Source organism: Cryobacterium sp. Sr8 (assembly GCF_004403225.1).
Classification (GTDB): domain Bacteria; phylum Actinomycetota; class Actinomycetes; order Actinomycetales; family Microbacteriaceae; genus Cryobacterium; species Cryobacterium psychrotolerans.
This window is the reverse complement of the sequence record NZ_SOHO01000044.1, coordinates 1-12,196: the sequence shown is the minus strand read 5'-3', so window position 1 is coordinate 12,196 and position 12,196 is coordinate 1. Positions and strand designations below refer to the sequence as shown.

Annotated in this window: 13 protein-coding genes and 2 pseudogenes; 10 read left to right on the top strand and 5 right to left on the bottom strand. The window is 64.3% G+C overall.

Features of this window, described 5'->3' with window-relative positions:
* Nucleotides 1-49: 49 nt before the first annotated feature.
* Complete coding sequence (locus E3T54_RS09700) at nucleotides 50-1,516, bottom strand: PucR family transcriptional regulator ligand-binding domain-containing protein (protein WP_134475496.1); 1,467 nt, start codon at nucleotides 1,514-1,516, stop codon at nucleotides 50-52.
* A gap of 97 nt (nucleotides 1,517-1,613) precedes the next feature.
* On the opposite strand from E3T54_RS09700, the gene pxpA reads away from it, so the two are divergent.
* From pxpA to E3T54_RS17695, 6 genes are all read left to right on the top strand, one after another.
* On the top strand, nucleotides 1,614-2,351 hold the full coding sequence (gene pxpA / locus E3T54_RS09695; protein ID WP_092323289.1) for a 5-oxoprolinase subunit PxpA: 738 nt from the start codon (nucleotides 1,614-1,616) through the stop codon (nucleotides 2,349-2,351).
* 93 nt (nucleotides 2,352-2,444) lie between these two features.
* Nucleotides 2,445-2,681, top strand: a complete 237-nt coding sequence (locus E3T54_RS09690; RefSeq protein ID WP_134475495.1) for an acetyl-CoA carboxylase — start codon at nucleotides 2,445-2,447, stop codon at nucleotides 2,679-2,681.
* A gap of 34 nt (nucleotides 2,682-2,715) precedes the next feature.
* On the top strand, nucleotides 2,716-4,071 hold the full coding sequence (locus E3T54_RS09685) for an acetyl/propionyl/methylcrotonyl-CoA carboxylase subunit alpha (protein WP_134475494.1): 1,356 nt from the start codon (nucleotides 2,716-2,718) through the stop codon (nucleotides 4,069-4,071).
* Nucleotides 4,068-4,961 (top strand): allophanate hydrolase subunit 1, encoded by an 894-nt coding sequence (locus E3T54_RS09680; RefSeq protein ID WP_092323293.1) that lies wholly within the window; start codon nucleotides 4,068-4,070, stop codon nucleotides 4,959-4,961. Before E3T54_RS09685 ends, E3T54_RS09680 begins: the two co-directional genes overlap by 4 nt.
* Nucleotides 4,951-5,916 (top strand): biotin-dependent carboxyltransferase family protein, encoded by a 966-nt coding sequence (locus E3T54_RS09675; RefSeq protein WP_134475493.1) that lies wholly within the window; start codon nucleotides 4,951-4,953, stop codon nucleotides 5,914-5,916. The genes E3T54_RS09680 and E3T54_RS09675 overlap by 11 nt, the downstream gene beginning before the upstream one ends.
* Nucleotides 5,917-5,965: 49 nt before the next feature.
* Nucleotides 5,966-6,154, top strand: a complete 189-nt coding sequence (locus E3T54_RS17695) for a tautomerase family protein (protein WP_092323296.1) — start codon at nucleotides 5,966-5,968, stop codon at nucleotides 6,152-6,154.
* 75 nt (nucleotides 6,155-6,229) lie between these two features.
* Here the strand turns inward: E3T54_RS17695 and E3T54_RS09665 are convergent.
* Both E3T54_RS09665 and E3T54_RS17690 read right to left on the bottom strand, forming a co-directional pair.
* Nucleotides 6,230-7,189 (bottom strand): annotated as a pseudogene (locus tag E3T54_RS09665) (IS110 family transposase); the annotation flags it as partial.
* 89 nt (nucleotides 7,190-7,278) lie between these two features.
* Nucleotides 7,279-7,551: pseudogene (locus E3T54_RS17690) on the bottom strand (TraM recognition domain-containing protein); the annotation flags it as partial.
* A 130-nt stretch (nucleotides 7,552-7,681) separates the two neighbouring features.
* Here E3T54_RS17690 and E3T54_RS09655 point away from each other — a divergent pair.
* Nucleotides 7,682-7,945 (top strand): hypothetical protein, encoded by a 264-nt coding sequence (locus E3T54_RS09655; RefSeq protein WP_198414457.1) that lies wholly within the window; start codon nucleotides 7,682-7,684, stop codon nucleotides 7,943-7,945.
* 50 nt (nucleotides 7,946-7,995) lie between these two features.
* On the opposite strand, the gene E3T54_RS09650 is transcribed toward E3T54_RS09655, so the two are convergent.
* Nucleotides 7,996-9,093, bottom strand: coding sequence for an ATP-binding protein (locus E3T54_RS09650; protein WP_134475490.1), 1,098 nt, complete (start codon nucleotides 9,091-9,093; stop codon nucleotides 7,996-7,998).
* A gap of 58 nt (nucleotides 9,094-9,151) precedes the next feature.
* On the opposite strand from E3T54_RS09650, the gene E3T54_RS09645 reads away from it, so the two are divergent.
* Nucleotides 9,152-9,349: a hypothetical protein gene (locus tag E3T54_RS09645; protein WP_134475489.1), complete on the top strand. Its 198-nt coding sequence runs from the start codon at nucleotides 9,152-9,154 to the stop codon at nucleotides 9,347-9,349.
* Nucleotides 9,350-9,424: 75 nt separating this feature from the next.
* Here the strand turns inward: E3T54_RS09645 and E3T54_RS09640 are convergent, their stop codons facing one another.
* Entirely contained in the window at nucleotides 9,425-10,126 is a 702-nt protein-coding gene (locus E3T54_RS09640; RefSeq protein ID WP_134475488.1) for a FadR/GntR family transcriptional regulator, read from the bottom strand.
* A 176-nt stretch (nucleotides 10,127-10,302) separates the two neighbouring features.
* Between E3T54_RS09640 and E3T54_RS09635 the strand changes: the two genes are divergently transcribed.
* Nucleotides 10,303-11,217, top strand: coding sequence for an NAD(P)-dependent oxidoreductase (locus E3T54_RS09635; protein WP_134475540.1), 915 nt, complete (start codon nucleotides 10,303-10,305; stop codon nucleotides 11,215-11,217).
* A 22-nt stretch (nucleotides 11,218-11,239) separates the two neighbouring features.
* A complete protein-coding gene (locus tag E3T54_RS09630) occupies nucleotides 11,240-12,091 on the top strand; it encodes a class II fructose-bisphosphate aldolase (protein WP_134475487.1) in 852 nt (283 codons plus the stop codon).
* Nucleotides 12,092-12,196 lie beyond the last annotated feature (105 nt).

Below are 12,196 nucleotides of genomic sequence, written 5' to 3'. Positions count from 1 at the left end.
TTTCATGCGCCCGCCCGTGCCGCGACGGCCGCGTCGGCGGAGTTACTGACTAGTGCGTCTCGAGGCCCGCGAGGCGCAACGCAAACAGGCTGGTGGCCTGGCCGTCGACGGTGTCAAGCTGCACTCGGAGCAGGTTCTCGATCTGGCGAAGCCGGTAGTTGAGCGTGTTGCGGTGGATGAACAGCGCGTCGCACGTTCGGGACGGTTGGGCGTTATGGCGCAGATACGTGCTCAGTGTGTCGAGGAGTTGGCTTGAGCGTTTGCTGTCATGTTCGACCAGCGGGGCGAGGAACCTGTGCGCGGCTTCACGCGCCCCACGGCCCGCGGTCGCGGTGACGACGGCGCTCAGCCCGAGCTCTGGCGCGAGCTGAGGCCGCTCGATGTGTCGCACAAGGTCGAGCGCGTGAGCGACCGAGAGCCGCAACTCGAAGAGGCTTGTGGTGGGTGCTTTAAGGACGAGCGGCTGTCTGGCGTGGATCCGAAGGAGTCGCTGGGCGACCGTGTCGAAGTCTTCCCGCGGCAGCTGCGCAAAGGCGACCAGTCGGCCGTCGAACTCGGTAACGCGCACCGTGTGGAAGGTGTCATGCAATGCGACTCGGAGCTGCCAGGACGTGGACGCGAATTCGCCGCTCATGTCGGCGACGAGGAGGGTGGTCTCGGAGCGCCGGTCGAGCCCGAGCGTGTTGAATGCTTTGGTGACGTCGGTGTGGGTCGCTTCTTCCCAGGCCTCGCAAACGGTCACGAGGAGCTTGATTTCCTGGTGTCGGCTCGCGTCGACGACGACCGAGCGATTGAGCTGCAGCGCGATGATAGACGCGACCGGCCCGAGAAGTGATGCCAGCGGAGTGTCATTATCGGGTTGCCGTACGGCGAGGTGGCACGGGTTGTTGAGCCCCATGGGGAGGGGGATGTTGAGTACTCCTGCCCTGGGCTTCTTGCTGATTCCGGGTGCCCAGGACACGATCTCCGGGTACTGGGCGATCACCGTCCCGTAGGCGTCGTAAACCGCGAGCGGAGTTTGAACCGTGTCGAAGACTGCGGCGAGCAGGGTGACGACTTCGGCGCCCTTGTTCGCGAGCCGCGCGCACTCGTCCGCGAGGGTCCAGCCGCGGTTCACGACGGCGAGGCGTTCTGCCTGCATGACACTTTCGACATGCCGGTCCACCTGGAGCGGCGGCACGACGGAGGGGACTTCGAGCAGCGGCACGTCGTAGGTGGCGCAGGCGGTGACGAGCCCCGGCGGAAGCACCCGGTGGGCCATCCCCGTCGCGAAAACGATCGCCGAAACGGGCACGTCGGCCAGGCGCTCGACGAAGGCATCCCAGGTTCGTTCTTCGCTGAAGTTCATGCCGATGCCGCTGGTGAGCAGGAGCGAGTCGGGATCGAGGTAAGGGGTTGGATCCATGAGTTCGGTAGGTGAGCAGCCGCTCACTTCGCGCTCAAGCCGAGCCTTCGTTGATGGCGTCTGGAGCCGGAGTTGAAGGGAAGGCTCAAGGAGAAGGTCAACAACGCGCATCAAAACCTCATTTTTTGTAAGCCTGCACAAATTTAGCTCAAAGCTTAGGGCAATTGCCTACTGGGAGCGACTCGGGGCGCGGGCGTAGCGTGAGTTTATGCTCCCTGCACAACGACGTTCAGAAATTCTGATTAATTCCGACATGGGCGAAGCGTTCGGTCTCCACAGCTTCGGCAACGACGAGGCCCTCATGGCGTTAATCGACGTGGCCAACGTCGCCTGCGGATTCCACTCCGGTGATCCGGACACGATGGATGCCACAGTGGCCCTGGCCAGGAAGCACGGCGTTCGCGTCGGTGCACACCCTGGCTTGCCCGACCTGGTCGGCTTCGGCCGCCGCGAAATGAAGCTCAACCCCGAAGAGGTTGAGTCCATCATCCGCTACCAGGTCGGCGCTCTCACTGGGTTTCTCGACAAGTACGACATGCCCCTCAACCACATCAAGCCCCACGGCTCGCTCTACGGCATGCTCGCCCGTGACGAAGCCCTCATGCAGGGCGCCGTGAACGTGGCAAAAACCTACGGGGTGCCCGTGTTCGGGATCGCCGGCAGCGCGCACCAGCGCGTGGCCGAGCGTGAAGGCGTCGAATTTGTTGGCGAGCTGTATGTGGACCTGGACTACAACCCGGAGGGTGGACTCATCATCCTTCGCCGCCCCGAGCACACCGACCCCGGAGCAGCCTCGGCACGTGTGCGTCGCGTGCTCGAAAATGGCACGGTTGCCGCGGTCGACGGTACGCTGCTCGAAATTCCCTTCGGCAGCGTCTGTGTCCACTCGGACACTCCCAACTCGCCGGAGGTCGCGGAGGCAGTCCGCGCGGCGCTGCGCGACTGACTGCCTGAAGCCACCTGGACCCACCTGGACCCACCGCACGCGAAGCGCCGACAGCGCCTGTGCCACCCAAGATCTCCCAATGAAAGAGAGCACATGAGCGAGAACATCATCTCCCCGCTGCCCGGTATTTTCTACCGCAAGCCCGGCCCCGGCAAAGACCCCTACGTGAACGAAGGTGACACCGTCGAGGCGGGCCAGACCATTGGCCTCATCGAGATCATGAAGCAGTTCAGCGAGGTGCGCGCCGAGACCGCCGGCATCCTCACGAGGTTTGAAATTGAAGACTTCGGCATGGTCAACCCCGGTGACGTCATCGCCGTGACCAACTAGTGCCAACGATGCACCCTAATCACGGGATTACTTCATGAAGAAACTGCTCGTAGCCAACCGCGGCGAGATCGCGGTCCGCATCATCCGCACCGCCCATGAAATGGGCATCGTCGTCGTCGTCGTCGTCAGCGAGGCCGACAAGACGTCATACGCCGCGGAACTCGCCGACGAAGTTATCGTCATTGGACCGGCGCCCGCCAGCCTCAGCTATCTCAACCAGGACGCCGTCCTCAAAGCCGCCATTGAGAGTGGCGCCGACGCGGTGCATCCCGGCTACGGCTTCCTCTCGGAGAATGCGGCATTCGCCCGCAAGGTCATCGCAGCTGGAATCACCTGGGTCGGCCCGTCACCGGAATCCATCGAACTCATGGGCGATAAGTCCCGGGCCCGTCAAGCCGCGATCGACGCCGGCGTTCCCACGCTGCGCGGCACGGAGGGGGCGCTCCGGGACGACGACGACATTGTCAGCATCGCTGCCGGAATTGGGTACCCGCTGGTCGTGAAGGCGTCCGCCGGTGGTGGTGGCCGGGGGATCCGCCTGGTGGCAAGCCCCGCCGACCTCGTTTCCACGGTCGGAATCGCGCAGGCGGAGGCGCTCGCCGCATTCAACTCGTCAGACGTCTATTTCGAACTTTTTGTCACGAAAGCCCGCCACGTTGAGGTGCAGATTTTTGGTGACGGGGAATCCTATGTGCACCTGGGCGACCGTGACTGCTCCATGCAGCGCCGCCAGCAGAAAGTGCTCGAAGAGGCTCCGGCGCCCGGGCTGCCGGACCATGTGCGTCAGCTGATGCGGGACTCGTCTGTTGACCTTGCGCGTCAGACCTCCTACGTCGGCGCCGGGACGGTCGAGTTCCTCTACGATCCCGAGACCGAGGAAGTGGCGTTCATTGAGATGAACACACGGCTTCAGGTCGAGCACCCCATCACCGAGGCGATCACGGGCATCGACCTCGTGCGCGAGCAGCTGCGCATCGCCTCCGGCGAGAAGCTCGGTTACTCGCAGGAGGACGTCGCCTTCGCCGGGCACGCGCTCGAGTTCCGAATCAACGCCGAAGACCCCAGCAACAACTTCATGCCCAGCCCGGGAGTGATCTCCTCCCTCCACCTGCCAGGTGGACCAGGGGTGCGAGTCGACTTCGGCTTCATCGCGGGCAACGCCGTGGCCCCCTTCTACGACTCGCTGCTGGGCAAAATCATCGTGTGGGCGCCCACCCGCGACCTGGCGATTTCGCGGGCCGAACGAGTTCTCGGCGAGGCGCGCATCGAGGGTGTCAAAACCACCGCAGGACTGTTGCGCACGCTCGTCGCACTCGATGACTTCCGTCAGGTCACCCACCACACCGCTTACATCGAATCCGTACCCGACTTGTTGGGAGTACCCGCATGACGCAACAATCCCAGGCGCGCTACACGTGGGGCGGCGACGAGTTCCTCTTCATTGAGATCGCGGAAGGGATGTCTCTCGAGGCCAACTTCATCTCGAACAGCATCGCGAACGCACTCGAAGCGAAGGCACTGGACGGGGTCATCGACATCTGCCCCGCAAATGCGTCACTCCTGATCCGCTTCAACCCGGATACGCTCCCACCCGCCGAGCTCGAACAGGTGGCGCGTTCCCTCGAGGCAGAGGTGCGTGCATCCACCAGGCAAGTGCTGGAAACCCGCATCGTTGAAATTCCCGTTTGGTACAACGACCCGTACACGAACGAGACCGGTGCGCGCTTTCGTGCCGGCTACCACCAGCGGCCCGAGGGCAACGACCTCGACTATGCCGCCGAAGTGAACAATCTTGCCGACGCCGCCGAATTCATCAAGCGGCACCACGAATCGCCCTGGCTCGTTTCCATGGTTGGTTTCGTGGCCGGTCTGCCGTTCCTCTATCAGCTCGTCGACCGCGAGCACCAGCTCGAGGTGCCAAAATACCTCAGCCCCCGCACCGATACCCCCGCCCTGACGATCGGTCACGGCGGATGCTTCAGCTGCATCTACTCGGTGCGTGGCGCGGGCGGCTACCAGATGTTCGGTGTTGCCGCCGCTCCCATCTTCGACCCGGGTCAGGAGCTGGCAGACTTCGCGGACTTCATGGTCTTCTTCAAGCCCGGCGACATCGTCAAGTTCAAGCCAGTCGACGAGGCCGAATACAAGCGCATTCAAGCCGAGGTCGAGGCGGGCACATTCACCTATCGGCAGGCGCCGGTTTCGTTTGATCTGGCAGCGGCACTCGCTGACCCCGAAGGCTACAAGGCGACGCTTCTGGAGGCGCTCAATGGCATTTGAAATTCGAGAGCCAGGCCTCTCCACCACAGTGCAGGACCAGGGCCGGATCGGTTATTACCGGTACGGGATCCCCCAGGGCGGGGCCATGGACCAGTATTCCGCATCTCTCGGTAACCGCCTCGTTGGCAATACCCCTGCAGAGGCCGTGCTCGAGTGCACCTACATCGGCCCCAGGGTTGTGACGACGACGGATGCCATAGTTGCCGTCACGGGCGCGCCCGTCGACGTGTTCATCAACGGCATGCCTGCCCCCCAGTACGCACGCCTGGCGCTTGCGGCAGGAGACGAGCTGCGGTTCGGCGTGATTCAAGGCGGCACGAAATACTTCATTGCCGTGCACGGCGGCATAGACGTGCCATCGGTACTCGGGTCGCGCTCCACCTACCCGATTGGGGCAATCGGCGGATTTGAGGGCAGGGCGCTCGCCGCCAATGACGTGCTGCCCGTGGGTGCGCCGATTGACAATGGGTTGCCCGTTTTGTCAACGATTGCAGAGGAAGACCGGCCGGTCTTCTCGCGCGATGTGAGCGTGCGCGTCATGCTCGGCCTGTACGACCATCACCTCTCCCCAGAGGGGATCGACAACCTCTTGAACGCCGAGTGGACACTGACCCCGGTTGCCGACCGGATGGGTCTGCGCTACAGCGGCCCGGGTGTCCAGTGGCGGGAGCGCGAACAGCCGTTCGGCGCCGGCCAGGACCCGTCGAACATTGTGGATGCCGGGTATGCCGTGGGTTCGATCCAGATTCCGGGCGGCACCCAGCCGATCATCCTGCACCGCGACGCGGTGTCGGGCGGAGGCTACGCGATGGTCGCCACCGTGATTTCAACCGACATGGATCTTGTGGCGCGGTGTGCGCCGGGCACAAAGACGCGCTTCGTGGCCGTCACGATGGATCAGGCGCTCGAGGCCCGGCACGAACACGCTGCGCAGGTCGCGAAGATCTGGTCGTAGGTCGGCTGCCCCCGATTCTGCCTTGCCCCAATACTGAAGGAGAAAGACAATGCCGTTCGTGACTGTGAAGGTCTTCGAAGACCGCTTGTCGGATGATGAGTTTGCGGGCCGGCTGACATCGGCGGTGACCGAAGCTGTGGTGTCCGTGTGCGGCGAGAGCTCACGAGAGAACACCTGGGTAGTAGTCGAGGGTGTGCCTCGAAGTCACTGGTCGTTCGGTGGGGAGCGAAAGCTCTAGCTGTCACTCCCAAGGACGTTGTGAAGGGACTGCCCCGAGGTCAGTTGACTCAAGGGGGGTGCCCCTATGTCTTTGTCAAGCGGCGAGTGGGTGCTTGGTTTGATAGAGCGTGCCGTCGCGGAGCATGGCGAAGAGAACGTCGCAGCGGCGGCGGGCGAGGGCGATGAGGGCTTGGTTATGGCGCTTGCCCTGGGCGATCTTGCGGTCGTAGTAGGCCCGTGAAACCGGGTCGCGGAGCGCCGCGAACGCGGAGAGGAACAGAGCCCGTTTGAGGATCTTGTTCCCTCGCCGGGACGGGTGTTCACCGCGGATGGAGCTGCCGGAGCGCCTTGTCACGGGGGCAAGGCCGGCGTAAGCGGCAAGGTGGCCGGCGGTCGCGAAGTCCTTCCCGGAGACTTCGGTAAGGAGTCTGGCGGCGGTCCTGACCCCGACTCCGGGCATGCTGATCAGGACGGGATGAAGAGGGTGAGCCTCCACGAGCCGTTCAACCTCGACCGCGATCTCCGCGCGCTGTCGGCGCAGCGCGGCGAGCTGTTCCGCGAGCCTGGGGAGCACGGTGCTGGCAGCGTTCGTGCCGACCACGACGACCGTCTGCTCGCTCAGCGCTTGGGTGATTTGTTCGGCGAGGCGCCGGCCCATCCGAGGTGCGAGCTTGACCAGGCGGTTGCCCAGCCGGAGCGTGCCGGCTGCTTTCATGGCTGCTGGTGACGGGTATCGCTGCAGCAGGTCCAGCACCGCCGGGTGATCCAAGTGCGGGCCCAGGACCCGCTCCAACGCTGGGTGGATCTGGGTGAGAAGCCCTCGGATGCGGTTGCTCGTAGCCGTGATCTGGCCGACGACGTCATCATCGAAGCCGCAGAGCATGGAGAGTTCCGCGACCTGCTCATCGGCGAGCTGAAGCGATCGCAGCGCATGCGGGAGCGTCCTCGCGGCTTGCGCGATGATCGCGGCGTCGCGGGCATCGGTCTTCGCTTCGCCTGCGTGCAGGTCAGCGATTCGCCGCATTGCCAGACCGGGCAAATAGCCCACGAGTACGGGCGGTTTCTAGCGGTCGTCGCAACACTGCGGTAGAGCAGGAGGGCTTTGCCCTCGGGGATCTTGCGGATGTCTTCGACCTTCATCCGGCGCTCTTCCCGCTCGCTGGTGGAGGTGGAGGTGGTGCCCTGGCCTGCGCCGTTTCGTTGCAGGGATTTGCTGGTTTGGGTGACCTGGTGGGTGCCGATGAGTCGGGAGATCTTCTCGAGGAAGGTTTCGTCGGCGAGGCCGCCGAAGATGATCTTCGCGGACGAGGACTCAAAGATCGTGGTGGCCGCTTCTGGTCCCCATTTACCGACGAGCTGGGACATGGATTGGGCGAAGATCCAAGTGTGGAGGCCGCGGCCGTCGCCGTCGCTCATTAGGTTCGGGAGTTGCGGGAGCGGGGACACGTTGGCGACCTCGTCGAGGACTCGCGGGAATCATCCACCAGGCAGTAGATCGTGCCGGTGCGAGATCCTCGGCGCCCAGCTCGTCGCCTCCCTCGGCCGGGTGTCGAACACGCGCTCCGTGCGCGAATGGGCGGAAGGCTCCCGCGCACCTGGTGCGGACGTCGTCCAGAGACTGCGTACCTCCTATTACGTTGCCGGCATTCTCGTCGAGCGCGAGAGCGCGAAGACGATCCAGGCGTGGTTCCAGGGAATGAACCCGCAGTTGGGTGACCAGTCCCCGGCTGCGTTGTTGCGTGGCGAGCCACTGGACGAAATCGGCCCGAAGGTCATTTCGGCCGCTCGCTCCTTTGCCGCCCATGGATAGCCGGCAGACTCGCCGACCTCGCCGACACGTTGCCAGACTCGGTCGGCGGCTCAGTCCGTGGCCTTCGAACTGAGATACCGGCGTAGACCGGGGATGGCGAAGTCGACTTTGCCGTGCCCCACCGATTCAATGAGTCCGGCGGCCAGGAGCCGTGTCCGGTAGTTGGCGACAAGGTTTGTCTTGGCGCCCAGCCGTTGCCCGATGTCGCCGGCGGCCGACGGTCCGTCGTCTTTGGCCATGGCATGAAGGAATTCCATGTCTTTGGGAGAGGCTGTCGAGAGAGCAGCTTCGATCACGGTGCGTGCGTTGCGTCGGTGGGCGGCTTCAATGGCCCTGCCGACCGACTCCGCATCGAGCGCGCCCTCGTTGCTTTCGGCTTCCCTCCAGAGGAAGTAGCCGACCAGCTGGATGAGAAACGGGTATCCCCCAGTCGCTTCAGAGGCTTGCCGGACCAGGGCCGGGGAGATGTTGAACCCCGCCGTCGCGAACGTGTCGGCGAACGATGTCTCCACGTCCCGGACTGCGGCCGCATGCAGGTCGATCTTGTCGGCGCGGCGGAGGAACGTCGCCACGCCTTCGTTGAGCAGGTCCGACACCGCGGCCGGCAGGCCGGCGAAGACCAGCCCGATGGGAAGCCGGTCCTGGATCAGGTGCTGGACACTGGCGGCCAGCTGCGCCAGTTCAGCACGGTCAGCGGCGTGGATTTCGTCCACGGTGATGACCAGACCGGTACCATGGCCCTGGAGGAGCCGGAGGAGTTCTTCGGCGAGGTTCCGCCAGGCGACTTGGCGTTCGGGCGGGAGCTCTGTCGTGAGGCTGAAACCGGCGGCGGAGACCGCTGTGATCCGGCGACCCTGCGGCCCGTTGCCGAGTTCTTCGGCCAGCTGGCGCATGGATTCGCCAATCCTCCCCATGAAACCGCCCGTGGCCGTCTCGGAGATCACGGCCCATCCGCGTTCCCTGGCCATGTCGTGGGCGGCACCGAGCATGACGGTCTTGCCGATGCCACGGGCACCGGTGAAGATGGTGAGGAGTCCCGGCGCCCCTGAGCCCAGGCGTAGGCCGTAGTCGAACTCGTCGAGGAGGCCTCCGCGGCCGATGATTTCCGGCGGTGTCGCGCCGGCTGAGGGCCGGAATGGGTTCTCCATGGTGGATTCCTTGTGAGTGGCTGTGTATCTTGTGAGTCTTGTTGGATCTGTGAGTCTTGTGAGCCTCGGCACCACCATACCTGCCCGCATCGACATTCCTACCAATTGCGGGCATGAGTATCCCCGCGCCCGCCAGCCTGGCTACCAGGACTCTGTGTGGCTGGACGCCGGCGGGAGCGTCATTGTCCTGCGCAAGATCCTCGGCGCCCAGCTCGTTGCCTACCCGGGCCGGGTCGAACACGCGCTCCGTTCGTGAATGGGCGGGAGGCTCCCGTGCGCCTGCTGCAGACGTCGTACAGAGACTGCGTACCTCCTATTACGTTGCTGGCATTCAAATGTGAAGAACGTAGGTCTTGAGATCGCTCATGGTCTGGGCCATGTGGCTGTCCATAGCGAGTCGCGCGCGCTCGGGGTCACCGGAGGCCAGAGCTTCAAGTATTTGGGCGTGTTCGCGGAGGGCGTTCGCCTGAATTTGCACGACTTTGGAGGTCTGAGCGCGCCGTGCTGAAAGCACGTGTGACAGCGGTGCGAAAAGGACGGCTACAAATACGTTGCCCGAGGCGTGCAAGATCACGTCATGGAATGCGAGGTCCGCTTCGACGAAGCGGCCGACATCGTTGGCCTCGTGAGCCTCGCCCATTGCTGTCACGTGCTCGAGCATGCTCTCAAGTTCTTCCGCGGTAATGCGGGTGGCAGCGAGTTCGGCGGCACCGGACTCCAACATTCGGCGCAGTTCGATCAGCTGAACCGCTGCAGTGGCGTCATTCTCGCCCTCGGCGGCTGCGCGCAGGACGGCCCCCATCGATGTCCAGCGCCGCAACTCATTCACGTAGGTGCCGCGGCCGCGCTCGATCCGGACCACGCCCTGGGCTTCCAGGGTTTTGACGGCCTCGCGGACCGTCATTCGGCTGACCTCGTGCTGCGCCGTGAGCTCGAGCTCGCCCGGCAGGGTGGACCCGGGCGGGAATTCACCGGACACGATCCGGTTCAGGAGGTCATCCGATACCATGCCCACCAGTGACTGACGTGCCATGGCTGCTCTCCTCCCGAGAATTTCCCGTTCAGCTTACGGTGTGACACACACGCGACGGGTGCGGCAACAGCGCGCTGACCCGCGCGCTCTTCAGATCTTACTAAAGATAAGATGTCAGACACGCGCGCAGTGCGAACTTGAGCGTCTTCAGCCATCAATCTTCGGGAGATGTCACCATGCAAACGCCGATCGACAGTCAGGCCAGTCAGGCCATCGTCACCGTTCTGGGCCTTGGTGCGATGGGCCTACCCATAGCCACCCGGCTGGTCCGGCAGTTCCGAGTCAACGGCTTCGACCTTCATGAGAATCGGAGACGTCTGGCTGCCGCCGCCGGCGTAGAGACTTTCGATTCTGCTGCTGCCGCCGTGTCCGGAGCTGGAATTGTCCTAGTCGCCGTGCGAACCGGCGAGCAACTCAATGACGTGCTCTTCGGTGCAACAGGAGTGGCCGAAGCACTGTCGCCTGGTTCCGTCGTTATCCTGACCAGCACCGTCGGCAGGGATGCGATCCCGGCGGCGGAGAGGTTGGCCGACCTGAACGTCGCCCTCGTGGACGCACCGCTTTCGGGAGGACCGTTGCGGGCCAGCGAAGGCGACCTGCTCATCATCGTAGGAGCCGAGCCCCGGGCGTTGGAACGGGCGCGGCCCGTTCTGGAGTGCCTTGCCTCCACTCTCACCATCGTTGGAGACAAGCCCGGGGACGGCCAGGCGCTGAAGACGGTCAATCAGCTGCTCTGCGGTGTGCACATTGCGGCAGCGGCGGAGGCGCTGGCGCTGGCGGATGCCCTTGGCCTGGACCAGGCGAGGACTCTCGAGGCGCTTGAGGCCGGGGCCGCTGGCTCCTTCATGCTGTCCAACCGCGGCCCTCGTATCCTCCAGGCGTACGACGAGGATGGTGCCCAGGTGCTCAGCCGGCTGGACATCTTCGTCAAAGACATGGGGATCGTCGGCCGAGCCGCGCGCGCCGCCGGGTTGCCCTCCCCGCTGGCCGCTGCCGCGGAACAGCTTTACCTGCTGGGCCAGGCGCAGGGCCTGGGTGCGGCAGATGATTCCGCCATCATCAAGGTTCTCGCACCATCCAAACGGTCCTGACCCAACACAAAGGAAGTCTCATATGCGCACTCAACTTGACGTCCTCGTCCGGACCGCACTCGCCGGCGGAGCGGCGGTGCCCGCCTTCACCTGCTACGACTTCACGACGGCGCTGGCCGTGGTGGAAGCCGCCGAACACGTCGGGGCGGGGGTCGTCCTGCTCGTTGCACCCAAGACGGCCGCTTCGGCGGCTGGGCTTCGTCTCATCCGTGCTCTGCGAGGACTTGCCGACGCTGCCGCGGTTCCCGTTTCCATCCAGCTTGACCATGCCGGTGAAATCGCGGCCATCCTGGCTGGAGTGGCCGCAGGCGCCGACGCCGTCCTGGTGGATGGCTCGGCTCTGACCTACGAGGAGAACATCCGGCTGGTTCGGGCGGCACGGGACGCCATCAACGACCCCCGAATCGTGCTGGAGGCGGAATTGGGGGGTCTAGCCGGGGACGAGGACAGGGCCTTTGCCCTGACCGCCTCCGGGCTCACCGATGCCGACCAGGTGGCCGACTTTGTGGCCCGTTCCGGGGCGCAGTTGCTCGCCGTTGCGATCGGCAATGTGCACGGACGATACGCAGGCGAGCCCCGGATCCGCTGGGATGTACTGGACGACATCACCAGCAGAACCAACGCCCCTGTAGTGCTCCACGGAGCGTCCGGACTGGCTGCCCAGGACCTGGCACAGGCACCGGCGCGTGGGGTGGGGAAGGTGAACTTCAACACAGAACTGCGCACCGGAGTGCTGTCCATGCTGCAGATGGAAATCCTTGCTCACCGCGAGGACGGGGAGAACCTTCTGGGGCTCCTTAACCTCTGGCGGGAGACCGTGCGGGCATTCACCACGGCGTCCCTGAATACGCTCTCAGGACGCGCGAGCCACTAGTAGTACTTAGTTAGGTTGGGCGTGTCGGCTGTTAATCGTCGCTGGGATCTGTTAATTTTCAGGCGTGAATCCTGATGAACTCACTGAGACCAAAGCCGAGTTGGA